General features: G+C 77.4%; 30 protein-coding genes. 16 read left to right on the plus strand and 14 right to left on the minus strand.

Annotated features, from left to right (window positions below; genetic code table 11):
* The first annotated feature begins 19 nt into the window (after positions 1-19).
* Entirely contained in the window at positions 20-265 is a 246-nt protein-coding gene (locus ACI780_RS19030; RefSeq protein WP_456868838.1) for a hypothetical protein, read from the plus strand.
* Positions 266-492: 227 nt separating this feature from the next.
* Here the strand turns inward: ACI780_RS19030 and ACI780_RS19035 are convergent, their stop codons facing one another.
* Together ACI780_RS19035 and ACI780_RS19040 are read right to left on the minus strand one after the other, a co-directional pair.
* A complete protein-coding gene (locus ACI780_RS19035; RefSeq protein ID WP_457004941.1) occupies positions 493-1,866 on the minus strand; it encodes a DUF222 domain-containing protein in 1,374 nt (457 codons plus the stop codon).
* Positions 1,815-2,024, minus strand: coding sequence for a hypothetical protein (locus tag ACI780_RS19040; RefSeq protein WP_457004943.1), 210 nt, complete (start codon positions 2,022-2,024; stop codon positions 1,815-1,817). Before ACI780_RS19040 ends, ACI780_RS19035 begins: the two co-directional genes overlap by 52 nt.
* A 132-nt stretch (positions 2,025-2,156) precedes the next feature.
* Between ACI780_RS19040 and ACI780_RS19045 the strand changes: the two genes are divergently transcribed.
* On the plus strand, positions 2,157-2,726 hold the full coding sequence (locus ACI780_RS19045; RefSeq protein ID WP_456868840.1) for a dihydrofolate reductase family protein: 570 nt from the start codon (positions 2,157-2,159) through the stop codon (positions 2,724-2,726).
* 1 nt (position 2,727) lies between these two features.
* Here ACI780_RS19045 and ACI780_RS19050 read toward each other — a convergent pair whose 3' ends face one another.
* On the minus strand, positions 2,728-3,696 hold the full coding sequence (locus tag ACI780_RS19050; RefSeq protein ID WP_456868841.1) for a sulfotransferase: 969 nt from the start codon (positions 3,694-3,696) through the stop codon (positions 2,728-2,730).
* Between the two features lie 67 nt (positions 3,697-3,763).
* On the opposite strand from ACI780_RS19050, the gene ACI780_RS19055 reads away from it, so the two are divergent.
* The 4 genes from ACI780_RS19055 to ACI780_RS19070 all read left to right on the plus strand — a co-directional run bounded on the left by ACI780_RS19055 (position 3,764) and on the right by ACI780_RS19070 (position 5,871).
* Positions 3,764-4,666 (plus strand): hypothetical protein, encoded by a 903-nt coding sequence (locus ACI780_RS19055; RefSeq protein WP_456868842.1) that lies wholly within the window; start codon positions 3,764-3,766, stop codon positions 4,664-4,666.
* 90 nt (positions 4,667-4,756) lie between these two features.
* A complete protein-coding gene (locus ACI780_RS19060) occupies positions 4,757-4,837 on the plus strand; it encodes a putative leader peptide (RefSeq protein ID WP_425283680.1) in 81 nt (26 codons plus the stop codon).
* Positions 4,838-4,909: 72 nt separating this feature from the next.
* Positions 4,910-5,476 (plus strand): cysteine dioxygenase, encoded by a 567-nt coding sequence (locus ACI780_RS19065; protein WP_457004946.1) that lies wholly within the window; start codon positions 4,910-4,912, stop codon positions 5,474-5,476.
* Positions 5,473-5,871 carry a rhodanese-like domain-containing protein gene (locus ACI780_RS19070; RefSeq protein WP_457004948.1) on the plus strand — a complete coding sequence of 133 codons (399 nt, stop codon included), beginning with the start codon at positions 5,473-5,475 and terminating at the stop codon, positions 5,869-5,871. Before ACI780_RS19065 ends, ACI780_RS19070 begins: the two co-directional genes overlap by 4 nt.
* Before the next feature lie 213 nt (positions 5,872-6,084).
* On the opposite strand, the gene ACI780_RS19075 is transcribed toward ACI780_RS19070, so the two are convergent.
* A complete protein-coding gene (locus ACI780_RS19075) occupies positions 6,085-7,119 on the minus strand; it encodes a glycosyltransferase (protein ID WP_457004950.1) in 1,035 nt (344 codons plus the stop codon).
* Positions 7,116-8,174: a glycosyltransferase family 9 protein gene (locus ACI780_RS19080; protein ID WP_456868844.1), complete on the minus strand. Its 1,059-nt coding sequence runs from the start codon at positions 8,172-8,174 to the stop codon at positions 7,116-7,118. Before ACI780_RS19080 ends, ACI780_RS19075 begins: the two co-directional genes overlap by 4 nt.
* An 85-nt stretch (positions 8,175-8,259) precedes the next feature.
* Here ACI780_RS19080 and ACI780_RS19085 point away from each other — a divergent pair, with 85 nt between their 5' ends.
* Genes ACI780_RS19085 through ACI780_RS19095 form a run of 3 tightly spaced genes read left to right on the plus strand, consistent with a single transcriptional unit; the run spans position 8,260 to position 12,146 of the window.
* Positions 8,260-9,513: a glycosyltransferase gene (locus ACI780_RS19085; protein WP_457004952.1), complete on the plus strand. Its 1,254-nt coding sequence runs from the start codon at positions 8,260-8,262 to the stop codon at positions 9,511-9,513.
* A complete protein-coding gene (locus tag ACI780_RS19090; protein ID WP_457004954.1) occupies positions 9,510-11,297 on the plus strand; it encodes a glycosyltransferase in 1,788 nt (595 codons plus the stop codon). Before ACI780_RS19085 ends, ACI780_RS19090 begins: the two co-directional genes overlap by 4 nt.
* 33 nt (positions 11,298-11,330) lie before the next feature.
* Positions 11,331-12,146, plus strand: a complete 816-nt coding sequence (locus tag ACI780_RS19095; RefSeq protein WP_457004956.1) for a hypothetical protein — start codon at positions 11,331-11,333, stop codon at positions 12,144-12,146.
* A gap of 4 nt (positions 12,147-12,150) precedes the next feature.
* On the opposite strand, the gene ACI780_RS19100 is transcribed toward ACI780_RS19095, so the two are convergent.
* The 8 genes from ACI780_RS19100 to ACI780_RS19135 all read right to left on the minus strand — a co-directional run bounded on the left by ACI780_RS19100 (position 12,151) and on the right by ACI780_RS19135 (position 18,901).
* Positions 12,151-12,600, minus strand: coding sequence for a hypothetical protein (locus ACI780_RS19100; RefSeq protein WP_456868848.1), 450 nt, complete (start codon positions 12,598-12,600; stop codon positions 12,151-12,153).
* A gap of 118 nt (positions 12,601-12,718) precedes the next feature.
* Positions 12,719-13,804 carry a zinc-binding dehydrogenase gene (locus ACI780_RS19105; protein WP_457004958.1) on the minus strand — a complete coding sequence of 362 codons (1,086 nt, stop codon included), beginning with the start codon at positions 13,802-13,804 and terminating at the stop codon, positions 12,719-12,721.
* Positions 13,801-14,076 (minus strand): hypothetical protein, encoded by a 276-nt coding sequence (locus ACI780_RS19110; protein WP_457004960.1) that lies wholly within the window; start codon positions 14,074-14,076, stop codon positions 13,801-13,803. Before ACI780_RS19110 ends, ACI780_RS19105 begins: the two co-directional genes overlap by 4 nt.
* A gap of 105 nt (positions 14,077-14,181) precedes the next feature.
* Entirely contained in the window at positions 14,182-14,751 is a 570-nt protein-coding gene (locus tag ACI780_RS19115) for a Gfo/Idh/MocA family protein (RefSeq protein WP_457004962.1), read from the minus strand.
* Between the two features lie 112 nt (positions 14,752-14,863).
* Positions 14,864-15,505, minus strand: coding sequence for a hypothetical protein (locus tag ACI780_RS19120; protein WP_457004964.1), 642 nt, complete (start codon positions 15,503-15,505; stop codon positions 14,864-14,866).
* Positions 15,502-15,987: a hypothetical protein gene (locus ACI780_RS19125; RefSeq protein WP_457004966.1), complete on the minus strand. Its 486-nt coding sequence runs from the start codon at positions 15,985-15,987 to the stop codon at positions 15,502-15,504. The genes ACI780_RS19120 and ACI780_RS19125 overlap by 4 nt, the downstream gene beginning before the upstream one ends.
* The gene (locus tag ACI780_RS19130) at positions 15,984-18,437 is read right to left on the minus strand and encodes a molybdopterin oxidoreductase family protein (RefSeq protein ID WP_457004968.1); all 2,454 of its coding nucleotides are present in this window, start codon (positions 18,435-18,437) and stop codon (positions 15,984-15,986) included. The genes ACI780_RS19125 and ACI780_RS19130 overlap by 4 nt, the downstream gene beginning before the upstream one ends.
* Positions 18,434-18,901 carry a MarR family winged helix-turn-helix transcriptional regulator gene (locus ACI780_RS19135; protein WP_457004970.1) on the minus strand — a complete coding sequence of 156 codons (468 nt, stop codon included), beginning with the start codon at positions 18,899-18,901 and terminating at the stop codon, positions 18,434-18,436. The genes ACI780_RS19130 and ACI780_RS19135 overlap by 4 nt, the downstream gene beginning before the upstream one ends.
* A 158-nt stretch (positions 18,902-19,059) precedes the next feature.
* On the opposite strand from ACI780_RS19135, the gene ACI780_RS19140 reads away from it, so the two are divergent.
* The 3 genes from ACI780_RS19140 to pdxY are packed head-to-tail and all read left to right on the plus strand — an operon-like array spanning position 19,060 to position 21,968.
* Positions 19,060-20,094: a bacteriorhodopsin gene (locus ACI780_RS19140; protein ID WP_457004972.1), complete on the plus strand. Its 1,035-nt coding sequence runs from the start codon at positions 19,060-19,062 to the stop codon at positions 20,092-20,094.
* 4 nt (positions 20,095-20,098) lie between these two features.
* Positions 20,099-21,070 (plus strand): Brp/Blh family beta-carotene 15,15'-dioxygenase, encoded by a 972-nt coding sequence (locus ACI780_RS19145; protein ID WP_457004974.1) that lies wholly within the window; start codon positions 20,099-20,101, stop codon positions 21,068-21,070.
* Positions 21,071-21,098: 28 nt separating this feature from the next.
* Complete coding sequence (gene pdxY, locus ACI780_RS19150) at positions 21,099-21,968, plus strand: pyridoxal kinase PdxY (RefSeq protein WP_456868856.1); 870 nt, start codon at positions 21,099-21,101, stop codon at positions 21,966-21,968.
* 18 nt (positions 21,969-21,986) lie between these two features.
* On the opposite strand, the gene ACI780_RS19155 is transcribed toward pdxY, so the two are convergent.
* Positions 21,987-22,493 (minus strand): MarR family winged helix-turn-helix transcriptional regulator, encoded by a 507-nt coding sequence (locus ACI780_RS19155; RefSeq protein WP_457004976.1) that lies wholly within the window; start codon positions 22,491-22,493, stop codon positions 21,987-21,989.
* Between the two features lie 88 nt (positions 22,494-22,581).
* Between ACI780_RS19155 and ACI780_RS19160 the strand changes: the two genes are divergently transcribed.
* The 4 genes from ACI780_RS19160 to ACI780_RS19175 are packed head-to-tail and all read left to right on the plus strand — an operon-like array spanning position 22,582 to position 25,699.
* On the plus strand, positions 22,582-23,484 hold the full coding sequence (locus tag ACI780_RS19160; protein ID WP_456868858.1) for an EamA family transporter: 903 nt from the start codon (positions 22,582-22,584) through the stop codon (positions 23,482-23,484).
* Between the two features lie 27 nt (positions 23,485-23,511).
* A complete protein-coding gene (locus ACI780_RS19165) occupies positions 23,512-24,264 on the plus strand; it encodes a LamB/YcsF family protein (protein WP_457004979.1) in 753 nt (250 codons plus the stop codon).
* The gene (pxpB, locus tag ACI780_RS19170; RefSeq protein ID WP_457004983.1) at positions 24,264-24,872 is read left to right on the plus strand and encodes a 5-oxoprolinase subunit PxpB; all 609 of its coding nucleotides are present in this window, start codon (positions 24,264-24,266) and stop codon (positions 24,870-24,872) included. Before ACI780_RS19165 ends, pxpB begins: the two co-directional genes overlap by 1 nt.
* A complete protein-coding gene (locus ACI780_RS19175) occupies positions 24,866-25,699 on the plus strand; it encodes a 5-oxoprolinase subunit C family protein (RefSeq protein WP_457004981.1) in 834 nt (277 codons plus the stop codon). The genes pxpB and ACI780_RS19175 overlap by 7 nt, the downstream gene beginning before the upstream one ends.
* The last annotated feature ends 187 nt before the right edge of the window (positions 25,700-25,886 follow it).

Consider the following 25,886-nt stretch of genomic DNA (forward strand, 5'->3'; position numbering starts at 1 on the left):
GCGAATCCGTTCCACTGCCATGACCCTGGCCAGCGTCGCCGCACTCGGGTGCGGGGGTGTGGCCCTCGCCGCACCTGCCAGCGCACAGCCCGTCTTCACCGGCGGGCTCGTGAACGTGAACATCGAGGACGTCAACGTGCAGATCCCGATCGGCGTCGCTGCCAACGTCTGTGGCGTCTCCGTGGCCGTCATCGCCGAGGTGCAGCCGGCACCGTTCGACTGCGATGCCGCCGTGATGCAGGACCTGCCCGTGGCCTTCCAGTAGGCCACCCCCGCCGCCGTGCGGGACGAGGGCACACGGGGATCGCTCCATGCGCCTCCTCGCCCGCACGGCGGCACAGGCGGCCGAAGTCGCGGACGAGGAGGAGGCGTCGACAGGCCACCCGCCGCTGCCCATCTCTGGACGTCGGCACCGCCCGGACGAGAGAAGGCGACCGAGCGGACCCCCGCCTCGGTGACCGCTGGTCAACCGCCCGGCGGCTGACGAGTCCATCAGCGAGAGATGGTCTGACAGACGCGAGAGTCCCCGGCTGTGCGAGGCCGAGCGGCGGAGCCGCCATGATCCGGGTCATCGTCGTCGATCACCGCGTGCTGCGTGACGCGGTCACCGGAGCAGCCACCAGGTCGGCCAGGTGCCGGAACCTCGCGCGGAGCCACGTGGTCAGCCATCCCGGGGACGTCGAGCATCAGCAGAGGCTGGTCAGGCCGGGCTCCCGACGATCCGTGGCTCACAGGTGGCGTCGTCCCATCGTGGGCCGCTCCGGGACACCACAGCAGCGCGGCGCAGAGCAGCCGACAGCGCGAGGGCGCGCCAACGAGCGCAGGCAGCGGTCGCGCAAAGGCACGACCGGTCAGGCGGCGGGTGCGAGGGGTGCGGGGACGGTGATCTCGGTGCCATCGGGTCGCCGGGTGCGCCATCGCCCGTCCGGTTGGCGTTCGACGCGGAAGCCGTGGTGGTCGGCCCTCGCGTAGGGGCCCGCCGCGAGCTGGCGAGTGGCGGGGGACGCGGGGGTCCTTCCACCAGTGCACCAGGTGGTGCACGTCGGCCCAGTGGCTCGGCGCCGAGCAGCCGGCGAACACGCAGCCGCCGTCGCGCAGCTCCACCGCCCGGCGCAGCTGCCGGCTGACCAGCCGCTGCGAGCGGCCCAGGTCCAGCGGGACCCCGTCGGGGCCGAACACCACCCGGGAGATGGCCCCGTCACACGCCAGCCAGCGGGCCTTCGCCGCGGAGATCACCGCACCGAACCCCATCGTCGCGGCGCCGGGGCCGGGCGCCGGGTCGGCCAGGTCGTCCAGATCGACGCGCACGGCCACGTGCGGCTCCACGGTCCGCAGGACGGGGAGGTCCCCCGACGCGAGCGAGGTGTCGGCCAGCTGCACCAGCGCATCCCCCTGCCGCTGCGACCGCGTGCGCTCATCCCCGGCGGGCCGGTCGCGTTGCACGAACGGCTCCAGCGCCGCCTGCAGCTTCTCCCCACCCACGGCGTCCAGGTGCCCGCGGAACGACAGGCTCCCGTCGCCGTGCTTCGACAGCGTCAGCGACCGGCCCTCGGTCGGATCGGGCTCCGGGCCGTCGGGATCGAGGGCGTCGCAGTAGCGCCGCACGACCAGCACGAGGTCGGCGTGCTCGCCGTCGACCGCGACCTGGGTCAGCGCGGCGTCGATCGCGGCCAGGTCCACCCCCTGCGCGGCCGCCGCCGCCCGCCGGCGGGGAGTGACGATCCGGGCGGCCTCGGCGACCTGCTCGCCGGTCACCCAGCCGGCCTGATGCGCCTCGGCGAGGGTCGGCAGGTGCTCCAGCGCCCGCCCGGCGGTCACCAGCCGGGCGGCCGCGGCGTCGGTGAGCCGGCAGTGCCCCGCAGCCACGAGCTCATGGACTTCAGCCCGTCGCGCTCCGGGGCCTGGGCCAGCTCCGCCGCCCGCACCCGCCGGGCCAATGCCGCGTCGATCCGGTTGCGCTCGGCGATGAGCGCGGCGACGTCGTCCAGCACGTCCTCCGCGCCCTGCCACTCACCCGAACACATGTACGAAGAATAGCGGATCCGCGGTGGTCCTGCGACCCGTATCCGCAGGTCAGAGGCTCATCCACACATCCGGTACACCCCTTGACACCACCTCGAGCGATGAGTCCGGGAGCCCTGCGACGTCGACACCCCATGACCCTCGTCATCGGCGACATCACGGTCTCCCTCGACGGCTTCGTGGCCGGCCCGGACGACGCCGTCGAGGTCCTCCACACCTGGGCGCTGCACAGCGACGACCCCGTCGACCGCGGAGTGCTCGAGCGGCACGTCGCCACCTCCGGTGCCGTCGTCATGGGCCGGCACACCTTCGACGAGGTCGACCGCGGGTGGGTCGACGGCATGGGCTACGGCGCGGCACTGGACGCCCGCCCGCCGTTCCTCGTCGTCACCGGCAGCCCGCCGGCGGAGCACCGGCTCGCGGCCACCCACGACGTCACGTTCGCCACCGACGGCCCGGAGGCCGCCCTGCAGCAGGCCCGCCAGGCCGCCGGCGACCTCGACGTCTTCGTCATGGGCGGCGGGGCGCTGGTCGGCTCGTGCCTGCGGGACGGGCTGCTCGACGAGCTGCGCCTGCACCTCGCCCCGGCGGTCCTGGGCGGCGGCACCCCGCTGTTTCCCGGCGCCGGCCGGCACCGGCTCGAGCAGACGTCGGTCGAGGCGAGCCGGACGTGCACCCACCTCACCTACCGCGTGCGCCGCTGAGTCAGGACCGGCGCGAGCGGAAGTCGCCGCGGCCGGTGTCGCGGCGCCAGTCGTCGAAGGACTCCCCGGTGAGCTCCTCGAGCAGCGTGATGTCGGGCAGCAGCGGGGCGAGCACCGCGCGGCGCACCTCCACCGGCAGCGGCGGCCGGGGCGCCCGCCCGGCGTGCAGCGCGGCGAGCAGCGGCCGCGAGACCTGCCGCCACACCTGCGGCGGCGCGTACGCGCCCAGCGCCGCGCCGGCCCGCACCACCCGGGCCAGCGCCCGGTACCGGGGCGTGTCCGGGACGTACGGCTTGACGTTCTCCGGCGCCACCGTGTGCGCCACCCCCGGCTCGACACCGAGAAAGGCACTGACCCGGTCGAGCGTCTCGCGGGGGGTGTCGACCAGCTGCCGGTAGCGCAGCAGGAGCACCTGCGACCGCGGCAGCACGGCGTACAGGTCGCGCAGCTGCTCGCCGTAGCGCCCCAGCCCGCGGTAGTGCCAGAACGGCGCCCAGCCGGCCGCCACCCGCGCGTCCTCCCGCGAGACGGCGGTGCGGAAGTCCGCCTCGGGCTCCAGGCCGTCGGCGCGCAGGTGCACCCAGTTCGACCACGCGCGGTCCACCGGGTCGCGCACGACGACCACCACGCGGATCCCCGGGACGTCGGCGGCCAGGCGGCGCTGCGCGGCGCGGTCGTGCAGGTAGAACGGCGTGCTCTCCCCGCGCACCGTCCCGGGCGGGGCACCGTCGAACAGCCGCAGGTAGTCCGCGCGCCGCCACACCCACTCCCGGGCGCTGTGCGCGTCCCCGGGTCCCCGCTGGCGGCTGCGCGGCGGCGGGCGCCCGTCGGTCAGGTAGTACTTCGGCTCCTTCACCGGCGACAGGTACAGCCCCGGGTGGGTGGCCAGCGCCGCGTGCAGCGCCGTCGTCCCGGCCTTGGGGGCACCGGCGATCACGAACTGCGGGAGCCGCTCGGCGTCAGCGGACACCCGGCCCACCCCCGTCCCGCGGTGTACACACGGGGAGGTCCGCCACCTGCCCGAGAGGAGCCGCCGAGTGACCGCGCCCCGCCCCCCGGCGCCCGACCGCTTCTGGGCCGACGCCGAGGTCGTCGCCGAGCCGGAGGACCCGCGCCCCGGCTCGTGGGCCGGCGCGCCGTCGGCCCAGCTGGTCGACGGCACGTGGTGGCTGGCCCACCGGCTGCGCCGCCCGGTCGGCGAGGGGCGCGGCTTCGGCACCGTGGTGGCCCGGTCCGACGACGGCGTGCGCTTCGAGCCGGTCCTCGCCCTCGGCAAGGACCGCTTCGGCGCCGAGTCGCTGGAGCGCCCGGCCCTGGTGCACACGCCTGACGGCCGCTGGCGGCTCTACGTCAGCTGCGCGACGCCGGGCACCCGGCACTGGCGGGTGGACCTGCTGGAGGCCGACACCGTGGCAGGGCTGGGCGCCGCCGAGCCGCGCACCGTACTGCCCGGCAGCGCCACCGAGGCGCCCAAGGACCCGGTCGTGCGGTGGGACGGTGGCCAGTGGCACCTGTGGGCCTCGGTGCACCCGCTCGACGACCCCGGCGCCACCGACCGGATGACCACCGAGCACGCCACCAGCCCCGACGGCGTCACCTGGACGTGGCAGGGCACCGCGCTGGCCGGCACCCCGGGCGGCTGGGACGCCCGCGGCGTGCGGTTCAGCACGGTCGTCCTCGACGGCGACCGCACCTGGGCGCTCTACGACGGCCGGGCCACCGCGGAGGAGAACTGGGAGGAGCGCACCGGCCTCGCCCGGCTCGACGGCGGCGGCTTCCGCGCCGCCCCGGGTGGGCCGTACCTGCAGAGTCCGCACGCCCCGCACGGGCTGCGCTACGCCGACGTCGTCGCGCTGCCCGGCGGGGGCGCCCGGTGGTTCTACGAGGCCACCCGCGCCGACGGCGCGCACGAGCTGCGCACCGTCCTGCTCCCCGACTGACGTCGTCTCCCCGGTCCCGACACGCGACACGCCAAAGTGCACCACGGCGATCGACTTGACACACATTGACCGGCCGGGTCGGATGGCCCCGTGGCACCCGCCCTGACGCTCACCCGCCGGTCCGCCGTGGACCTGCTGCGGGTCGCCAGCGCGCTGTGTCCGGCTGCCTGAGCGCCCGACCACCGCCACCTCCCGCGCCCGCCCCCCGACGGGGCGCCGGCGCGCCCTGCACCCGGAGTCCCGATGCCCCCGCTCACCTCCCTGCTGTCCGACGCCGCCCGCGACCAGCTCACGACCGACACCCCCACCGCCCGCACCACCTCCGCCGCCACGGTCGCCGCCGCCCTGGCCGCCGTCGCCGAGGCGTGGCTGCCGCGGGTCGAGTACCGCGCCGAGAGCCGCTGGACCGGCCTGCTGCCGGCCGAGGACGCCGCCGCCCTGCTCGACCCCGCCCTGGCCGCCGACGTCGCCGGCGCGCAGGTCTGGCTGCTGACCTGGCTGCCCGGCCAGGGCACGCCGCTGCACGACCACGGCGGCTCGGCCGGCGCCTTCGCCGTCGTCCGGGGGACGCTGACCGAGGACACCGTGGGCGGTCCGGTCGGCGCCGTCCGGGAGGCGCGCGCCGAGCTGACCGCCGGGCGGGTGCGGCCCTTCGGCCCGCACCACGTCCACCGGGTGGCCAACCGGGGCACCGCGGCGGCCGTGAGCGTGCACGCCTACACCCCCGGGCTCCGCCAGATGAGCACCTACGACCTCGAGGGCGGGGTGCTGCTGCACACCGGCACCGAGCGCGCCGGTGTCGACTGGTGAGCGCCCGCCCGCCCGGCGCCAGGAGCGTCGACCAGCTGCTGGCCGAGGCCCGGTCCCGGATCACCCGCCTCACCCCGGCCGAGGCCGCTCGGCGGGTGGCCCACGGCGCGGTGCTCGTCGACATCCGGCCGCAGTCGCAGCGCGAGACCGAGGGCGAGGTGCCCGGCGCGCTGGTCGTCGAGCGCAACCACCTCGAGTGGCGGTTCGACCCGGAGAGCGACGCGCGGCTGCCGCAGGCCACCGGGTACGACGTGGACGTCGTCGTCCTCTGCCAGGAGGGCTACACCTCCAGCCTGGCCGCCGACGCGCTGCGCTCGCTGGGCCTGGCGACGGCGAGCGACGTCGTCGGCGGGCACCGCGCGTGGGTGGCGGCCGGGCTGCCCGGCGCCGGCTGAGACCGGCCGCGGGGGGGGGGGGGGGGGGGGGGGGGGGGGGGGGGGGGGGGGGGGGGCGCGGCGGCGGGGGGGGGGGGGGGGGGGGGGGGGGGCGGGGCGGCGCGGCGGGGTCGGGGGGCTCGGGGGGTGGGTGGCGGGCGGGCGCCCCGGCGCCGGCTGAGCCCCGCCGCGGGGCGGTGGCGCCTGACGGAGGGACGCCGCCGCCCCCCGGCCTCACGCCGCGGCGCGCACCTGCCGGAGGACGGCGTAGGTCCGCGAGGCCATCAGCCCGGCGTCGAGGTCGCGCTCGGCCCGCGCCCGGGCCCGTACCCCGAGGTCCACGCGCCGGGCGGGGTCGGTGAGCAGCCCGCGCAGCGCCCCGGCCAGCGCGCCGGCGTCCTCCACCGGCACGACGACGGCGTCCTCCCCCACCGCGCGCCGGACGTCGCCGACGTCGGTGGACACGCACGGCAGGCCCTCGGCCATCGCCTCCAGCAGCACCAGGGGCAGCGCCTCGACCCGCGAGGACAGCACGAACAGGTCCAGCCCGGCGAGGAAGCCGCGGACGTCGGAGACCCAGCCGGGGAGGTGCACCGGCAGGCCGGCGGCCGCGGCCCGCAGCGCCTCGCCGTCGCGGCCGGCCCCGCCGATGACGGCGTCGAACGGCACGTCCAGGCGGCGCAGCGCGGCGAGCAGCACGTCGAAGCCCTTCTGCGCGGTGAGCCGGCCGAACGCGCCGACCCGCGGCACCGGGCGCCCGGCCGGCCCGGCGGGATCGGGCGGCACGTCGACGCCGTTGGGCACCACGTGCGCCCGGGCCGGGTCGACGCCGAGGTCGGCCACCAGCTGCGCGCGGCCCTCCTCCGAGGGGCTGACCACCGCGGCCATGCGCCGGTAGAGCGCGGTCAGCACGGCGCGCTCCTCCCCCGCCCGGGTGTCGCCGACCAGGTGCAGCACGCCGACGGTGGGCGCCACCTGCTGCGCGGCGGCGACCGCGGCGGCGTTGGACGCGGGGTCGACGAGGTTGACCACGACGACGTCGGGGCGCTGCGCGGCCAGCGCCGCCCGGGTGCGCGGCGCCGCGGCCGTGTGCCGGGTCAGCGGGACGACGGCGCGCTCGACGTCGAGGTGCGCGAAGCCGGACGCCACCGGCTCGGCGCACACCAGCGACGCCGTCGCGCCGTGCTCGGCGGCCCGGCGCAGGTGGTGGGTCAGCCACACCTCGGCGCCGCCCCACCCGCTGGAGTCGGCGAGGAAGGAGACCCTCACGAGGCGGCCAGCTCGCGCGCCGCACCGGCCACCGCGGACGGCGAGACGGTCAGCGCGCAGCGGAACTCGATCGGGCAGGCCAGGTGCGGGCAGGGCGCGCAGGCGACGGCCGGCGTCAGGGCGCGGTGCCGGGGCCCGGGGTGCGCCCAGCGCACCGGGTCGCCGGGGAGGAAGACCGTCACGGAGCGGGCGCCGACGGCGGCGGCGAGGTGCGCCGAGCCGGTGTCGTTGCCGACGAGCACCGCGCTGTCGCGCAGCAGCGCGGCCAGCCCGCCCAGGCTGGTGGCGCCGGTGAGGTCGACGGCCGGGGCGCGCATCGCCGCGACCACCCGCGCCGAGATGTCCCGCTCGGCGGCCACCCCGGTGACGACGACGGCCAGCCCGTCGGCGGCCAGCGCGTCGCCGACCGCGGCGTAGCGGTCCACCGGCCAGCGCCGGGTGGGCGCCGACGCGCCGGGGTGCAGGACGGCGTAGCGGCCCGGCTCGAGCCCCGCCGCGGCGAGGGTGGCGGCGTGCTCGGCCTCGTCGTCGGCGGTGAGCGGGAAGCCCATCGCGGCGTCCCCGCCGGGCGGCAGGCCCAGGTGCTCCAGCAGCGCGACGTGCCGCGCGGCCTCGTGCAGGTGCAGCGGGTAGCGCAGGTGCAGCGCCTCGGTGCTCGGCGGGGGCGGCCACCCGGTGGGCGCGAACCCGCCGGTGAGCCGGGCGCCGAGCGCGGCGGTGACCCGGTTGGCGGCCGGCCGGTCGCCGTAGGCCTGCAGCGCGAGGTCGAACCGGCGGTCCCGGGCGGCCGCGGTGAACGGCTCCCACCCGGCGGCGTCGACCGGCCCGTCGGGGATGCCCGGCGCGCCGGGGAAGGGCAGCAGCCCGACCGGGACGCCGAGGCGCGCCACCACCGGCGCCATGCGGCCGAAGGTCACCAGCGTCACCTCGACGTCGGGGCGGGCGGCGCGCAGCCGGCGCAGCGCGGGGACGGTGCACAGCAGGTCGCCCAGGCCCACCCGGAGCCGGACCAGCGCCACCCGGCGGACGGCGGGGTCGGCGAGCGGGGTGATCACCCCGCCCCACTGCCCCGGCTGTGCCGTGCGCTAACTCGTGGTGCACTACGGGTCTCGCCCCCCGAGGAGCCGGAGGTCCCCTCGCGTGTCCCGCGCCGCCGCTGACCTGCACGTGCTGCGCCTGTGCAGCGTCTTCGAACCCCCGGAGGCCCGGCGGCCGGACCGGCCCGGCGCCCTCCCCGGCGAGCTCGACGCCCGCGCGGCCCGCTTCGACCCGATCGGCGGCATGCAGAACCACACGGCGACGCTGACCCGCTGCCTGGACGCCCGGGGCGTGCGGCAGACGGTGGTGACGGCGCGGCTGGCCGGCCCGGCGGGGACCTCGTCGGTGGGCGCCGCCGCGCGGGTGCACCGCACCGGGGTGCGGGTGCCGCGGCTGCGCCAGCTGTGGGCGCTGTCCGGGCTGCCCGCCGTGCTGCGCGCCGGCCACCGGGCGCCGGTCGACGTCGTGCACGCCCACCAGGGCGAGGACCTCGCCACCCTGCCGCTGGCCCGGCTGGCCGCGCGGGTGCACCGCTGCCCGCTGGTGGTCACCGTGCACTGCAGCGTGGCGCACACGCTGGCCGGCCGCGGCCCGAAGGTGCGGCTGCTGCGCGCGCTGGGCGGCTGGATCGAGCGCGGCGCACTGCGGCGCGCCGACGCCGTCGTCGTCCTCACCGGGCGCACCGCCGCCGCGCTGGCCGACGACGGCGTGCCGGCCGACCGCCTCTCCACCGTCCCCTCCGGCTTCGACCCGGCGCTGTTCACCACCTCCTCCGCCGACGTCTTCCCCGGGGTGCCGCGGCCGCGCATCGGCTACGTCGGCCGGCTGGCGCCGCAGAAGAGCCCCGGCACGCTGGTGCGGGCGTTCGGGCGGATGCGGGAGCAGGCCTCGCTGGTCGTCGTCGGCGACGGTCCCGACCGGGCGCTCGTCGAGCGGCTGGCCGCCGAGAGCCCCGCCGCCGACCGGATCACCCTGGCCGGCTTCGTCGAGCACGCCCGCGTGCCCGCGGTGCTGGCCTCCCTCGACGTGCTGGTGCTGCCCTCCGCGTACGAGGAGATGGGCTCGGTGCTCACCGAGGCGATGGCCGCGGGCCTGCCGGTGGTCGCCAGCGACGTCGGCGGGATCCCCGAGGTGGTGCGGCACGGCGTCACCGGGCTGCTGGTGCCGCCCGGCGACGCCGACGCGCTGGCCGCCGCCCTCGACCGGGTCACCGGCGACGACGTCCTGCGGGCGCGGCTGGCCGCCGGCGCCCGCGCCCGGTCGGCCGAGTACGGGTGGCCGGCGCTGTCGGCGCGGGTGGCCGGCGTCTACGACCGGGTGCTGGGCACGGCCGACGACCTCGAGCCCGCCGCGTGACCCCCCGGGTCGCCGTCCTCGTGCCGGTGCACGAGCAGGCGGCCTTCCTCCCGCGGGCGCTGGAGTCGCTGCTGGCCCAGCGGGAGACGGCGTGGGAGGCGGTGGTCGTCGACGACGGGTCGCGCGCGCCGGTGACCGTGCCCGGCGACCCCCGGGTGCGGCTGCTGCGCACCGAGGACAACCGCGGCCTCGGCGCGGCCCTCAACACCGCGCTCGACGCCACCACCGCACCGGTCGTGGCCTACCTGCCGGCCGACGACGTCTGGTTCCCCGACCACCTGGCCACCGCCCTCGACCGGCTGGCCGACCCCGCCGTCGTGCTGGTCCGTGCCGGGCTGGCCGAGCCGGCCGGCACCCCGTACGCGCAGCTGGTGCAGGTCGTGCACCGGCGCACCGGCGACCGGTGGACCGAGCGCGCGGAGCTCGAGACCGACGACCTCGACCGGCTGATGTGGACCCGGGTCGCCGCCCGCGGGACGGCGACCGGCACCGGCCGGGTCACCTGCGCGTGGACGCAGCACCCCGGGCAGCGGTCCCGGGCGATCCGGGAGGCCTTCGACGGCGGCCCCAACGTGTTCCGCACCCGCTACCGGGTCGCCGGGCCGCTGCGGTTCTCCTCCACCGACGGCACCGACCTCGACGAGCGGTCCCGGTACGCGCGGTTCCGGTCGCGTCGGTACGAGCCGAGCGCCGACGGGCTGTCGGTGCTCGTCGTCGGCGAGCTGGCGTTCAACCCCGAGCGGGTGCTGGCGCTGGCCGAGCGCGGCCACCGGCTCACCGGGCTGTGGACCGCCGACGGGCTCGGCGACGCCACCGTCGGGCCGCTGCCGTTCGGTTCCGTGCCCGACCTCGACCGCGACACCTGGCGCGAGGGCGTGCGCGACCTCGCCCCCGACGTCGTGTGGGCGCAGCTGAACTGGCGGGCGGTGCCGTTCGCGCACGCGGTGCGGCAGGCCTTTCCCGACCTGCCGTTCGTGTGGCACTTCAAGGAGGCGCCGCAGCGCAGCGTCGTCCGCGGGGAGTGGCCGCTGCTGGCCGACCTCGTCTGCGGCGCCGACGCGGTCCTGCTGGCCACCGAGGAGGAGCGCGACTGGTTCGCCCTCGCCCTGTCCGGCCGGGTCGACCCCGCCCGGCTGGGCGTCCTCGACGGCGACCTGCCCAAGCGCGACTGGCTCGACGCGCCGCTGTCGCCCAAGCCGTCCGACGCCGACGGGCAGCCGCACGCCGCCGTCGTCGGCCGGCCCTCGGGGCTGGACCTGGACTGGGTGCTGGCGCTGGCCGACCGCGGCGTGCACACCCACCTCTACGGGCAGGTGCGCGCGCCCGGGCCGAAGGGCTCCTGGACCGGCTGGCTCGACGAGGCGCTCGCCCGCGCGCCGGGGTTCGTGCACGTGCACCCGGCGGTGGGGCCGGAGGACTGGGTGCGCGAGCTGTCCCGCCACGACGCCGGCTGGCTGCACCGCTTCGACTCGGCCAACGGCGGCGACCTGCGCCGGGCCACCTGGGACGACCTCAACTCCCCCGCGCGGCTGCCGGTGTGCCTGGCCGCGGGGCTGCCGCTGCTGCAGCAGGCCAACCCCGGGTCGAGGGTGTCGGTGGAGCGGGTGCTGCGGGCAGACGGGACGGGGCTGTTCTACCGCTCGGCCGACGACGTCGCCGCGGCGCTGCACGCGGAGGTGGCGACCCGGGCCGGGCAGGCCGCGGCGCTGGCCGCCCGCGAGCGGCACGTGTTCGACGCGCACGCCGACCGCCTGGCCGACCTCTTCCGCTCCCTCGCGCGCTAGGGACTGTCGGACCCCGCTCCTACCGTGCGGCGCGTGGACGGACTGCGCTGGGCGGTGACCGACGGGCCGGAGGGCACGGCCGCCGTCGAGCTGCCCGCGGACGCCGCCGGGGCGCGCCTGCTCGACGAGCAGGCCGGCGGTGCCTTCTGGTGCGCGCGGCGGGCCGGTGGCTGCGGCGCGCTGCTCGAGGTGGTCACCGACGGCGGCGCGGCCGCCTTCCGGCACACCGGCGGGCAGCCGTGCGGTCTCCTCGCCCGCCCGGCGACGGCAGCCCGCGCCTACGACCCCCTGCGCTACCGCCCCGCGCTCACCGCGTGGCTCACCGGCCAGGGCCACCGGCCGCGGGTGGAGACGCTGACCGGGCGGGACGGGCACGTCGGCCTGCACGTCGCCGTCGACGCGCTCGGCGCCGTCCTGCAGGTGCAGCTCACGCCGCTGGGCGACACCGCCTGGCGGGCGCGCGACGACCGGCTCCGCCGCACGGCGCGGTCGGTCACCTGGCTCTACGGCCCCGGCGCCGACGACGCCGGGGCCACCGAGGCGAGCGTGCGCGGCGCGGCGCTGTCGCTGCGGCGCCACGACCGGGGCCTGCTCGTCGGGGTCCGCGACGCCGCCGACCGGGTGCGCTGGGTGCGGCCGGCCGCCTGCGCCCTGACCGCCGACGGGGTGAGCGCGCCGGGCCTGGCCGAGGCGCGGGCCGCGCACGCGCAGCGGTCGGCCGACCGGCAGGACGCGGCACGCCGGGCGGCGCGGGAGGCGGCCCGCGAAGCGGCCCGGCGGTCGCGGCGGCCCGGCGCGGTGCCCTGGGACGTCCGCACCGGCACGCTGCCCTACCCGGCCGCCGGGTAGCCGGTCAGCCGCTCCCGCCCGCCACGCCGGTGGTGTCCCCGTCGGCGCCCGCAGGCTCTGGCTCCACCGCCGACGGCTGCGGCTCCTCCGCCGGCTCCGGCGCCCGGCGGACGCGGCGCGGCAGGTGCAGGACCGGCAGGTGCAACGCCTCCAGGTTCGGGTGCGGCAGGTGCGGGCGCGGCACGTGCGGGTGCGGCAGCCGGGCCACCAGTCCGGCCGGCAGGCGCACGTGCGGCAGGTGCAGGTGCGACCGGCGCGCCGCAGCCCCCGACCCGTCGTGCTGCCGGCCCAGCGTGGCCGACCAGACGCTGCGTCCGCGCGCCGCGTGCGCCCGCGCGGCCACCTGTGCCGCGCGGTGGTCGCGCTCCCAGCGGGCGGTGTTGCTCCGCGCCATCACCACGACCAGCCCCGTGGTCACCACGAAGCCGGCGACGCTGACGACTGCCCAGCCCATGGCGGCCCTCCTCTGGACCGCGCCGCGCCCCCGGTGCCCGGCGTCCGCGGCGGTGACCGCAGGATCCCGCCGTTCGTGTTCCGCGACAAGTCGGTCCCCGCGACGCGCCGGGACGGCGTCAGCACCGCAGCACGGCCTGCAGCGGCGGGGCGGGGAGACGGCGCTGCGCGAGGTCGGCCAGCAGCGCCGGGCCCTCGTCGAAGGGCACGACGTCGGTGACCAGGTGCCGGCGCACCTCCTCGCCGCGCTCGCGCAGCAGGTCGAGGGTGGCCGCCGACAGCGCGCGCCGCGGCCAGGCACCGGCCATGCCCCGCGGCACCCGGCCGATCTGCGCGCACACGACCGACAGGCCGTTGTGGTGGAACTCCTCCCCGAGCCGCACCGCCCCGGCGCCGCCCTGGTAGAAGCCCAGGTCGACGACGACGCCCTGCGGTCGCAGCGCCTTGAGCGCGGTGGCCAGCGCGGTGTCGTGGCCGCGGCACTGCAGCACCAGGTCGGCGCCGGCGTCGCCGGGCCCGTGCCGCCACCGCTGCTTGACCTCGTGCCAGGCGTCGCCGTCGACGGTGGCCAGCCCCAGGGCCGCGGCCACCGCCCGCCGCTGCGGGGAGGGCTCCGCGACGACGACGTCGGCGGCGCCGTGCCGCACCGCGAGCAGCGCGGAGACCAGCCCGATCACCCCGGCGCCGGTGACGAGGACGTGCCGGTCGCGGACGCCGTCGCCGAGCCCGCCGCCGGGCCCGGCGAACTGCGCACTCGCGTGCAGCAGGCCGTTGGCGCAGATGGGCCCCATGTGGGCGAGGTAGACGCCGAGCAGCGGGTCGAGGTCGTCGGGCACCGGGACGACGTTCACGGCCGCGGGGTCGGCGCAGCGGCCGGTGCGGTGCCCGTAGGCCAGCGCCACCCGGGTGCCCTCGGCGAGATCCGGGCTGCGGCTCTCGGTGACCAGCCCGACCTCCATGTAGCCCAGCGCGCGCACCGGGTAGCCGGCGGCCGGCTCGCCGGGGGTGAAGGAGCGCAGCTCGGGGTCCCAGCGGGTGACGTGGTGGGCGTCGGTGCCGCGCACCAGCGCCACTTCGGTGCCGGCGCTGATGCCGCTGTACTCGGTGGTCACCCACACCTGGCCGGGCCCGGGGTCGGGCTCGGTGTCGTCGAGGACGGCCGGCTCGCCGGGGCGCAGGACGCCGATGGTGCGGACCGGCCTCACAGCGCCACCGTCCCGCCGCCGGCCGCCGCCCCCGCCACGGCCACGGCGAGCCGGTGGGTGTGCAGCGCCTCGGCGTAGGGCGTGCGGACGTCGTCGCCCTCACCGCGGACGGCGGCCACGAACGCCGCGTCCTCGGCCTCGATCGGGTCTCGGGCCCGCTCGACGGTGCGCTCGCCGTCGGCGTCGGTGATCCGCAGCTCGTGCTCGGTGAGCTCCAGGCCGAGCCCGGGGGCGACCACCTGCAGGCCGATGCGCCAGCCGCGCGGGGCCACGCAGGTGCTGGAGAACGACCCGAGCGCGCCGCCGGCGAAGCGCAGCGACGCGGTACAGGCGTCGTGGACGTCCCCGGGGCCGTCCGGGGATCGCCCGCCGGCGGCTCACCCGGACGCCACCTCGCCGGCCAGCACCCGGGCGACGTCGAGCAGGTGGGTGGCCTGCTCGACGGTCTGCCCGCCGGACTGGCCATGCCGCGCCCACCACGGCGCGGTGGGCGCCGCGTCGAGCCAGGTGCCCAGCAGCAGCCGCGGCGGCCGGCCGGCGAGCAGCCCGCGGGCCTGCTCGAGGGTGTCGAGGTACCGCCAGTGGTAGCCGACGGCGGTCAGCAGCCCGGTCGCCTCGATGCGGGCGGCCAGCCGCTCGGCGGTGGCGAGGTCGGTGTCCAGCGGCTTCTCCACGAACAGCGGCAGGCCGGCGTCGATCGCGGCGTCCTCCACGGCGCCGTGCTGGGCGGGCGGGACGCAGACGTAGAGCGCGTCGAGGTCCGCGCCGTCGAGCAGGTCCTCCCACGACCCGTGGGCCCGCCCGCCGGCCCGCTCGGCCAGCCGCCGCGCGCGGTCGGTCTGCGGGTCGGCGACCCCGGTGACGGCGACGCCGTCGAGGCCGGTCAGCGACTCGACGTGCCGGCCGGCGATGAACCCGGCCCCCACCACCCCGATGCGGATCGTCACGCGGCCGGTCCTGCCCCCCGCCGGCGGGCGGCAATCCCCGGCCGGCAGGTGGTCCCGCCAGCCGTCGTGCCCTGCCGCACCCGGGGCAGCGCACGACGTCGGGCGCGAGGACTCAGAGCTGCGGGCGGACCCCCGGCTCCCCGCCGACACCGGACGGCTCGACGGCGGCCCGCCCGGGACCCCGGCGCCCCAGCGGCAGCACGGTGCGGCCGCGGGACCCCTCGAGCTCGAGAGCGAGCGCCGCGTGGACCGCGAGGGCGCCGAGCGCGAGACCGACCCAGCCGGCCGCTGTCTGCCAGGTCGGGGAACCGGTGAGGTGGTACCCGCCGGTGACGGCGAACCGGATCCCGGCCAGTCCCATCACCGCGGCCGGGACGAGCTTGGCCGTCGCCGACAGGGCGGAGATCTCCATGGCCACGCCCGCTGTGACCAGGAGGACGCCGAGGCCGGCGCTGGTCGCCCCGGGCGGCGAGGTCCACGTGGTCAGCCCGACGACGGCCCAGGTGCCGGCCAGCACGCCCATGCCGGTGGCGGCCACAGGGTCGCGGGCCGTGAAACCGACGATCGAGGCCAGCAGCCGCAGCGGCACCGTGGCCAGCAGAGCGGTCAGCGCCGCCACGCGGCCCTCGGTCGGCGGGATCCACCCCAGCTGTACGGCGGCGAACACCGTCGTCGCCAGGGCCAGGGCGAGGAAGCCCAGCGGCAGCGGCGTGGCGACCGGCCGCAGGACGACGTGGGTCTCGGGCGGGGTCATCCCGTCACCAGGATCTGCGTCGCGGACTCCTTGATCCGGCTGTTCGCCCACTTGGCCTGGCGGAGGGTCTCCGGGTGGCAGCGCTGCGCGAGCCCGAGCAGCTCGGTGTCCTCGATCCCCTGTGCCGCCTGCGCCACCATCTCCCAGTCGACCGAGACGCCCACCGCGTGGACGTGGAGACTGCGGAGGTCACGCAGCAGCAGCAGGGCCGGGGCCGACCGCCGGCCGAGACGGTCGCTGACCGCCTCGCTGAACCGGGCGAGCGACCGCGGCTCACCGGCGGGCTCGGGGTCGAGCTCGACGCCGTAGCGGGGGCCGAAGGGCGCCAGCCGGCGGACGTGGTCCTGCGACCAGCGGGCCAGGTCGCGGCCGAGGTGGAAGACCTCGTGGTCGGCCTTGTGCCGTTCGGCGACGGCCAGCAGCTGGTGCGCCAGGTGGTTCTCCGAGCGGTGCAGCTCCTCCAGTGCCAGACCGAGGTTCACCGCGCGCCCCCGTCGGCCGGCAGCGTCTCCGAGACCTCGGCGGTGGGCCCGCCGCGGGTCGGCGGGACACCGCCCCGCGCGGGCGCCGAGGCGGTGGTGGTCGGTGCCGCCGACCGGCCGCGCCGCGACCAGCGGACCCTGCGCACGCGGGCGGCCGCGGTCTTGAAGATCGGCTGCTTCGAGGCGGCGTCCCAGTCGGTGAGCGTGAGCTCGTTCGCGGCCCGGACCCGGCGTCGGCGCCCCGGGGCGTCCCAGTAGCCGTAGTGGAAGGGCAGGAAGACGACGCCGTCGCGGATGCCGCTGATCCGCAGCCGGGCCCGCACCCGGCCGCGCGGCGTCGAGACCTCCAGCAGGTCGCCCTCCCGGGCCCGCAGCCGGTCGGCGTCACCGACCGACATCTCCACCCACACCTCCCGGGCGGCGGTCTGCAGCTGGGGCGCCCGTGCGGTCTTCGTGCGGGTGTGGAACTGGTACAGCGTGCGGCCGGTGATCAGGGCGAACGGGTAGTCGGCGCTCGGCTCCTCGTGCGGCGGGAGGTACTCCGCCGCCTTGATCACCGCCTTGCCCGAGGGGTTCAGTGACCGGTACTCGTCGGCGTCGAGCGGGGCCCCGGTGAGCAGGTCGCGGCCGTAGCTCTCGCAGTAGTCCGGGTCGGCGTAGAACCGGCCGTCGGCGTAGAGCCGCTCGGTGCCCTCGGGCGCCTCGTCGGTGCACGGCCACTGGATGCCGCTGCCGCCGCGCAGCTTGTCGTAGGTGATGCCGGTGTAGTCATACGGCCGCCCCCGGCTGCACTCCTTCCACGCCTCGAAGGCCCCCTCCGGGTCCGACCACTTCACCAGTGGGGCGCCGTCCTTGTCCTGCAGCCCCAGCCGGTGCGCGAAGTCGACGAGGATGTCCATGTCCGGCCGCGCCTCGCCGGGCGGGTCGACCGCCTTCTCCGTCAGGTGCACGGTGCGGTCGGCGTTGGTGAAGGTGCCGGTCTTCTCTCCCCAGGTGGCCGCGGGCAGGACGACGTCGGCCAGCTGCGCGGTCTCGGTGAGGAAGATGTCCTGCACGACCAGGAACAGCCGCTCCTGGGACAGGATCGACCGGATGCGGGCCAGCTCCGGCAGGGACACCGCCGGGTTGGTGCAGATGACCCAGAACATCCGGATCGAGCCCTCCTCGAGGTACCGCAGCTGCTGCATGACGTGCGTCGAAGGCGCGTAGTGCGGGATGTGGGCCGGATCGACGTTCCAGATGCGGGCGAGGTCGGCGATGTGGGCGTCGTTGGACCAGTTGCGGAACGCCGGCAGGTCGCCGTCGGCGCTGGCCTCGCGGGTGTTCTCCGCGGTCGGCTGGCCGTTCATCTGCAGGATCCCGCAGCCGGGACGCCCGAGCATGCCGCGCACCAGGTGCACGTTGTTGACCTGGACCGCGGCCGCGGTGGCCTGGTGGGACTGGTAGAAGCCCTGCAGCACCGTCGACAGCAGCCGCTCGGCGGTGCCGATGACGCGGGCGGCCTCGCGGATCCGCTCAGCCGGGACGTCGCAGGTGCCGGCGACGACGTCGGGCGGGTACTCCGCGACCCGCTCGGCCAGCTCGTCGAAGCCGACGACGTGGGCGTCGAGGTAGTCCCGGTCGATCCACCCGTTGCTGACGATCTCGTGCAGCAGGCCGTTCATCAGGGCGACGTTGGTCCCCGGCTTCGGGGCGAGGTGGACGGTCGCCGCCCGCGCCACCGGCGTCTCCCGGGGGTCGATGCAGACCACCCGCGGCGGGTTCGGGCCGGCCAGCCGGTCCAGCACCCGGCTCCAGGTGACCACCTGGGTCTCGGCCATGTTGTGCCCGTACAGGCAGATGACGTCGGCGGTGTCGATGTCGGCGTAGGAGCCCGGCTGGCCGTCGGAAGCGAAGGACTCCTTGAGCGCCGCGGCCGCCGTCGCGGTGCACAGCCGGGTGTTGCCGTCGACGTGGATCGTCCCGATGCCGCCGTGCGCGATCAGGCCGAGGGTGTAGTAGTCCTCGAGGAAGAGCTGGCCGGTGTTGTAGAAGCCGATGGAGCCGGCGCCGCTCTCGTCGAGCAGCTCCCGGGTCCGCCGGACGACGAGGTCCATGGCCGTGTCCCAGTCGGTCTCGACCAGCCGGCCGTCCCGGCGCACCAGCGGGCGGGTGAGCCGCTCGCGGGAGCCGTTGGCCTGCCAGCCGTAGAGGTCCTTGGGGTCCAGCCGGCCGCGGTTGACCCGGTCGACGGCCCGGCCGCGGACGCCGACGATGCGGCCGTCCTTGACCGCGACGTCCATCGCGTCGCCGTTGGAGTGCAGGATCGACGCCGCCTGCACCCAGCGGTCGACGTCGCCCTCCGTCAGTCCCTCGGCCAGGTGCTGGTCGACCCGCGTCGGCCACGTCTCCCCCGGCCCGTACGGCATGCGCGTCCCCCACGGCTCGGCGATCCGGTCGATGCGCGTCACGGCTGGTCCTCCCGTCGTGGTGTGCGGTCTCGGCCGGTGCCCGTGGGGGGCTCCGCCGGGGAGGTCAGTGCCCGCAGCCCGGTGAGCACCCGGTGCCGCCGGTCCGGCGGCAGTCGGTCCAGGCAGGCCGTGAGGTCGGCCAGCCGCAGGTCGTCGTACCGGTCGAGGAGCCGCTCGCCGTCGGCGGTGAGCCGGAGGACGACGCTGCGGCCGTCCGCCGCCGAGGGCCGGCGGTCGGCCAGCCCGGCCGCTGCGAGCCGGTCGGCCAGCCGGCTGGTGGTCGAGACGGCGACCCGCATGCCCTCGGCGAGCTGCCCGACGCTCAGGCCCGGCCGCTCGCTCAGCACGGTCAGGGCGCGCAGCTGCACCGGCGAGGTGCCGACGACGTCGGCGGCGCGCACCGAGACGCCCATCGCCGTGCGCACGGCCGCCAGCAGCACCCGCTCGTCGGCGTCGCGGTCCACGGGCCCTCCCCGCAGGGGTGGCGGACGCCGGGAGGCGCCCGGCGCCGAGTGTGACCCGGTGCTTGCTGCATGGCAAACGATTGCGCGCGGCCGGATGGGGTAACGCGCACCGGGGCCGAGCGGAGGCCCGCCACCGCTGTCCCCGCCCCGGAGGTCCCGTGGACGTCTTCGACACGCCGACGCCCGAGCTGCAGACCCTCTCGCCCGGTCTCTACGACCTGGTGACGTACTCGATCGTCGCGGCCGGGTTCGCCCTGCTCGCCTACTTCCTCTACTCGTGGACGAGCAGGTCGGAGATCGGCGTCCGCTACCGGCCGGCGGTCCTCGCGGGACTGTGCATCGCCGCGGTCGCGACGCTGTCCTACCTCGTGGTGTTCATCCGCTGGGACAGCGGCTTCACCCTCCAGGACGGCGCCTTCGTGCCGAACGCCGAGTCGGCGCGGGCGACGCTCTACCCGCGCTACGTCGACTGGACCGTGACCGTCCCGCTGCTGACCGCCGAGCTGCTCGCCGTGTGCTCGATCGCCGGCGCCCGGGCCAGGAAGCTGCGCTTCACCACGATGGCGGCCGCCTTCCTGATGATCCTCACCGGGTTCCTCGGCAGCCAGGTGCTCGCCGAGGGCCGCGACCGCACCGCCCTCGTCGTCTGGGGGCTGATCAGCACCGCGTTCTACGCCTACCTCTACGTCGCCCTCATCGGGGCGGTCCGGGCCTCGAGGTCGTCCATGAGCCGGGAGGCCGCCACCAGCCTGCGCAACGCCGCGATCGTGCTGCTGGCGACCTTCGGAGTGTACCCGCTCGTGTACGCGGTCCCCGTCTTCGTCGACGTCACCCCGGCGTGGCTGGCCGGCGTGCAGATCGCCTACTCCGCGGCCGACGTCCTGGCCAAGGTCGGCTTCGGCGTGCTGGTCCACAAGGTCGCCAAGCTGCGCACCGCCGAGGACGTCGCCGCCGGCGTGGACACCCACCCGGAGTCGGTCTGGGTGAGCCACGTGCACCACAGCGAGGGCGTGCTGCCGCAGGTCGGCACGGTGTCCGAACGGGTCGCCGTGCGATTCACCGGCAACAGCGTCGACGAGCAGCCGGAGTCCACCGAGCACCCGCGGAACCCGCACGAGCACCACGAGACGGAGCACCAGCAGGTGCACGGCGCCCGCAGCGGGGCCACGCGCACGGCGACCGACCGGCGCTGACCCCGTGCTGCCGTTCCCGGCCCGGCCGGCGGCGACGACGCCGTTCGCCGCGCCGGCCCGGGCGGCCACGGCCGTCTCGCTCGGCGCGGCCCTCGCCGTCGTCGCCGTCGAGGGAACGGTGGGCTGGGGGAACCTCGCGTGGGTGCCCCTGGTCGCCGGACTCCTGGCCGGTCTGCCGCACGGCGCCGCCGACCACCTCGTCCCCGCCCACCGGCTGGGCTGGCGGCCGCCCCGGACGGCGCTGTTCGCGCTCGGCTACGCGCTCGTGGCGGCGCTGGCGTGGCTGGTCTTCGCCGCGGCGCCGGGGCCCGGACTGCTGGTCTTCGTCGCCCTCTCCGTCTGGCACTTCGGCACCGGGGAGACCGCCTTCGCCGACCTGCGGGCAGGCCGGGAGGTGCGGCGGCAGGCGCCCGCGTCGCTGGTGCTGGGCGGCCTGGTGCTGCTGGTCCCGCTGGCCCGCGGCGCCGACGAGGCCGCGCCGGTGCTGGCCGCCGTCGTGCCGGGGAGCGAGGGCGTCATCCCGCCGGCGGTCGTGACCGGAGTGCTCGCGGTCGTCCTCCCGGCCGGTGGTGCGCTGGCCGTGGAACGGCTGCTGGCCGGGCGGTGGCTCGAGGCCGCCGAGGTCGCCGTCCTGCTGACCCTGGTGGTGGTCGCCCCGCCGTTCGCCGCCTTCGGCGTGTGGTTCGGCTGCTGGCACTCCGTCCGGCACCTCGCCCGCGTGCTCGCCGACGACCCGGCCGGCGCCGGTGACCTGGCGGCCGGGCGGCTGGGCCGGCCGCTGCGCCGGTTCGCCGCAGCCGCCGCGCTGCCGACCCTCATCGCCCTCGCCGTCCTGGCCGCCCTGTGGTCGGCCGCGGGAGGGTGGCGCGGGTTCCTGGCCACCGACCTGCCGGTGCTGGCGGCCCTCACGCTGCCGCACGCCCTCGTCGTCGGCTGGCTCGACCGCGCCGGTCCACCTCCCGCCGCCGCGGCGTGAGTCCCCCGGCACCGCTGCGCCGGCCGGCATGGCACCGTTCCCCCTCGTGGTCAACGTCCTCTCGATCCAGTCGCACGTCGCCTACGGGCACGTGGGCAACTCCTCGGCCGTGTTCCCGCTGCAGCGCCTCGGCGTCGAGGTCTGGCCGGTGCACACCGTCCAGTTCTCCAACCACACCGGCTACGGGGCCTGGACCGGCCGGGTCTTCGACGGCCAGGCGGTCGAGGAGGTCGTCGACGGCATCGCCGACCGCGGCGTGCTCGGCACCGCCGACGCCGTCCTGTCGGGGTACCTGGGCTCGGCCGACATCGGCCACGCCGTCGTCGGCACGGTGAGCAGGGTGCGCGCGGCCAACCCCGACGCCGTCTACTGCTGCGACCCGGTGATCGGCGACGTCGGCCGGGGCGTGTTCGTCCGCCCGGGCATCGAGGAGCTCATGCGCGAGGTCGCCGTCCCCGCCGCCGACCTGGTGACCCCCAACCACTACGAGCTCGACCTGCTCTCGCAGATGACCACGCGGTCGCTGGCCTCGGTGAAGGAGGCCGTCACCGCCGTGCAGGGCCTGGGCCCGCGGGTGGTGCTGACCACCTCGCTGGACGCCGAGGACACCCCCGGGGACGCCGTGGACCTGCTCGCCTCCGAGGGCGGCCGGCACTTCCGCGTGCGGACGCCGCGGCTCTCGGTGTCGGTCAACGGCGCCGGCGACGCCATCGCCGCGCTGTTCCTCGCCCACTGGCTCGACACCCGCTCGGCCGGCGAGGCGCTGGGCCGGGCCGCCGCCAGCGTGTGGGGCCTGCTGCGGCGCACCGAGGAGGCCGGATCGCGTGAGATCCTGCTGGTCGCGGCCCAGGACGAGTACGTGTCCCCGTCGCGGAGCTTCCCCGTCGACGAGGTGTGAGCGCGCGGGCCGGCGGGCTCACCCGTCGGCGCGCTCCTCGACGGAGGCGAGCAGGTCGCGCAGCAGGTCGTCGAGCCGCCGCACGGCCGCCGGGGACATGCCCTCGAGCAGCCGCTGCTGCTCGGCGAGCCCGGCGGTGACGGCCTCGTCGACCAGGGCCCGGCCGGAGTCGGTCAGCCGCACCAGCAGCGCGCGCCGGTCGGCCGGGTCCGGGGTGCGCACCAGGTGCCCGGCCCGCTCCAGCCGGTCCAGCCGGCTGGTCATCCCCCCGCTGCTGAGCATCAGCGCGCCGGTCAGGCGGCCGGGCGAGAGACCGTCGGGACCGCCGGCCCGGCGCACCGTGGCCAGGACGTCGAAGTCGGCCCGGGTGATGCCGAACCGCGCGTAGCACCGCTCCTGGGCGTCCCCGGCCAACCGGGCGGTGCGGTAGACCCGGCCGAAGACGGCCATCGCCGTGGTGTCGAGGTCGGGCCGCTCGCGCGCCCACTGCTCGACGATGGCGTCGACGCCGTCCCGGTCGGTCACCCCTCGATCCTGCCACGTCTCACGGTTGACAGATACTCGTCAGCAAGTATCTTGGTGTCGAGATACATGCCATCGAGGGGAGTCCGCCGTGGCCGTCACGACCCAGGAACCGGTCACCGCGGTCCCCGCCGTGCCCCGGCGGCGGGTCCGCCCGCTGTGGGCGCTCACCGCCCTGACCGCCGTCGCGCCGGCCACCTGGGGGACCACCTACGTCGTCACCACCGAGTGGCTGCCGCCGGACCGCCCGCTGCTGGCCGCGGCGGTGCGGGCGCTGCCCGCCGGCCTGCTGCTCGTGGCCGCCGGCCGGGTGCTCCCCCGCGGGGCGTGGTGGTGGAAGGCGGCGGTGCTCGGCACGCTCAACATCGGCGCCTTCTTCGCCCTGCTGTTCGTGGCCGCCTACCGGTTGCCCGGCGGGGTGGCCGCGGTGCTCGGCGCCGTGCAGCCCCTGGTGGTCGCGCTGCTCTCGCTGCCGCTGCTCGGCCTGCCGCTGCGGGGCCGCACCTTCGCCCTCGGCGCGGCGGGCGTCACCGGCGTCGCCCTCGTCGTCCTCACCGACGCCGCGCGACTGGACCCCCTCGGCGTCGTCGCCGGGCTGGTGGCCACCGGCTGCATGGGCACCGGCGTGGTGCTCACCAAGCGGTGGGGGCGACCGGTCCCGGTGCTGGCCTTCACCGGCTGGCAGCTGGCCGCCGGCGGGGCGCTGCTGCTCCCGCTGGCCCTCGCCGTGGAGGGGCTGCCGGCGACGGTCACCGCCGGCCAGGTCGGCGGGTTCCTCTACCTGGCGGTGGTCAACACCGCGCTGGCCTACGTGCTGTGGCTGCGCGGCATCGGCCTGCTGCCCGCCGACCGGGTGAGCTTCCTCGGGCTGCTCTCCCCCGTCGTCGCCGCGGCCGCGGGCTGGGCGCTGCTCGGGCAGTCGCTCGGGCCGCTGCAGCTGGCCGGCGTCGTCCTGGCCCTCGGGAGCGTGCTGCTCGCCCAGCGTGGCCGCTGACCGCCCTCCCCGAGCAGGATCGCCCGGGTGGACCTCAACTCCGACCTCGGTGAGGGCTTCGGCCGGTGGACCCTCGGCGACGACGACGCGCTGCTCGGCGTGGTCACCAGCGCCAACGTCGCCTGCGGCTTCCACGCCGGCGACCCGGTGATCCTGCGGCGGGTCTGCGACCGGGCCGCGGCGGCCGGCGTCGCGGTCGGCGCGCAGGTGGGCTACCGCGACCTCGCCGGGTTCGGCCGCCGGTTCGTCGACGTCGAGCCCGACGCGCTCACCCAGGACGTGCTCTACCAGGTCGGCGCGCTGGAGGCCTTCGCCCGCGTGGCCGGCACCCGGGTCCGCTACGTCAAGCCGCACGGGGCGCTGTACAACGCGATCGTCGACCACGAGGAGCAGGCGGCGGCGGTGGTGCGCGCCGTCGCCGAGTACGACCGCACGCTGCCGGTGCTCGGCCTGCCCGGCTCGGCCTGGTTGCGCCTGGCGGGCGAGGCCGGGCTGCCGGTGGTCGCGGAGGCCTTCGCCGACCGCGCCTACACACCGGAGGGCACGCTGGTGCCGCGGCGGCTGCCCGGGGCGGTGCTGACCGACCCCGGCGAGATCGCCCGCCGCTGCGTGGCCATGGCCACCGGCCAGCCGGTCACCGACGTGGAGGGCGGCTCGCTGCGGCTGGCCCCGCGGTCGATCTGCGTGCACGGCGACACCCCCGGCGCGGTCGAGGTGGCCCGCCGGGTGCGGGCGGCGCTGACCGGGGCGGGGGTCGACCTCGCCCCCTTCGTGCCGTGATGCGGGTGCTGCCCAGCGGCTCCACCGCGCTGCTGGTGGAGCTGCCCGGCCTCGACGACGTCCTCGGCCTGTACACCGCGCTGCAGGAGGACCGCCCGCCCGGTGTCGTCGACCTCGTCCCGGCCGCGCGGACGGTGCTGGTGGTCACCGACCCCGCGGTGACCACCCTGGACGCCGTGGAGGCGGTGGTGCGGCGGGCCCGCCCCCGGCCGGGGCGCGCGGCGACCGGCGACCTGGTGGAGCTGCCGGTGACCTACGACGGCGAGGACCTCGGCGACGTCGCCGCGCACCTGGGCGTGGACCCCGCCGAGGTGGTGCGGCGGCACACCGGCACGGAGTGGACCGTCGCGTTCTCCGGCTTCGCACCAGGCTTCGGCTACCTGACGCCGGCCGCGGGCGGGTGGGACCTGCCGCGCCGCGCCTCACCGCGCACCCGGGTGCCGGCCGGGTCGGTGGCGCTGGCCGGCGGGTTCACCGGCGTCTACCCGCGCGCGTCGCCGGGCGGGTGGCAGCTGGTCGGGCGCACCGACGTCGCGGTGTTCGACCTGGCCCGCGACCCCGCCGCGCTGCTGCGCCCGGGCGTGCGGGTGCGGTTCACGCCGTGCTGACCGTGCTGGCGCCAGGGCCGCTGACCACGGTGCAGGACCGGGGCCGGCCGGGACTGGCGGGCATCGGGGTGGGCCGCTCGGGCGCGGCCGACCGGTCCTCGGCCGCGCTGGCCAACCGGCTGGTGGGCAACGACCCGGGGGCCGCCGTCCTGGAGGCCACCCTCGGCGGGCTGGCCCTGCGGGCGAACGCCGACCTGCTCGTCGTCACCACCGGCGCGCGCTGCCCGGGGTCCCCGGTGCACGCCGCGCCCGGCCTGCTGCGCGCCGGGACGACGCTGGCGCTGGGGACGCCGGCGGCGGGGCTGCGCACCTACCTCGCCGTCCGCGGCGGGATCGCCGTCGAGCCGGTGCTCGGCTCGCGGTCCACCGACGTGCTGTCCGGGCTGGGCCCGGCACCGCTGCGCGCCGGCGACCGGCTGCCGGTCGGGCAGTCCGCCGGCCCGCCGCCCGGCGTCGACCTCGCCCCGGTGCCCGACCCGCCCGGCGGCGAGGTGACCGTGCGGCTGCTTCCCGGCCCGCGCGCCGACTGGCTGACGCCCCCGGCACGGGAGGCGCTGGGCACCGCGGCGTGGACGGTGACCCCGCAGATCGACCGGGTCGGGCTGCGGCTGGCCGGGCCGCGGCTGGACCGCGCGGTGACCGGCGAGCTGCCCAGCGAGGGGCTGCTGCGCGGCGCGCTGCAGGTGCCGCCGTCGGGGCAGCCGGTGCTCTTCCTCGGCGACGCGCCGGTGACCGGCGGCTACCCGGTGGCCGGCTACGTCGCCGACGCCGACGTCGACCGCTGCGCGCAGCTGCGCCCGGGCCAGATCCTGCGCCTCCGCCGGTGAGCCGCCGTGCACGTCCGCGGAAGCGCCCGGGTAGGTCAGGCACCTCCGCGGAAGTGCACGGACCCGGGGGGGGGGGGGGGGGGGGGGGGGGGGGGGGGGGGGGGGGGGGGGGGGGGGGGGGGGGGGCGGGGGGGGGGGGGGGGTTCTACATCGGTTTGATGGAGTCATCGACGCAGGTCTGGTGGCG

The organism is Geodermatophilus sp. SYSU D00814, from assembly GCF_054050055.1.

Coding starts and splice junctions, on each gene's coding strand:
- ACI780_RS19030 (WP_456868838.1), top strand. CDS start 20: ATGACCCTGGCCAGCGTCGCCGCACTCGGGTGCGGGGGTGTGGCCCTC.
- ACI780_RS19040 (WP_457004943.1), bottom strand. CDS start 2,024: ATGTGTTCGGGTGAGTGGCAGGGCGCGGAGGACGTGCTGGACGACGTC.
- ACI780_RS19045 (WP_456868840.1), top strand. CDS start 2,157: ATGACCCTCGTCATCGGCGACATCACGGTCTCCCTCGACGGCTTCGTG.
- ACI780_RS19065 (WP_457004946.1), top strand. CDS start 4,910: ATGCCCCCGCTCACCTCCCTGCTGTCCGACGCCGCCCGCGACCAGCTC.
- ACI780_RS19100 (WP_456868848.1), bottom strand. CDS start 12,600: ATGGGCTGGGCAGTCGTCAGCGTCGCCGGCTTCGTGGTGACCACGGGG.
- ACI780_RS19120 (WP_457004964.1), bottom strand. CDS start 15,505: ATGACCCCGCCCGAGACCCACGTCGTCCTGCGGCCGGTCGCCACGCCG.
- pdxY (WP_456868856.1), top strand. CDS start 21,099: ATGGCACCGTTCCCCCTCGTGGTCAACGTCCTCTCGATCCAGTCGCAC.
- pxpB (WP_457004983.1), top strand. CDS start 24,264: ATGCGGGTGCTGCCCAGCGGCTCCACCGCGCTGCTGGTGGAGCTGCCC.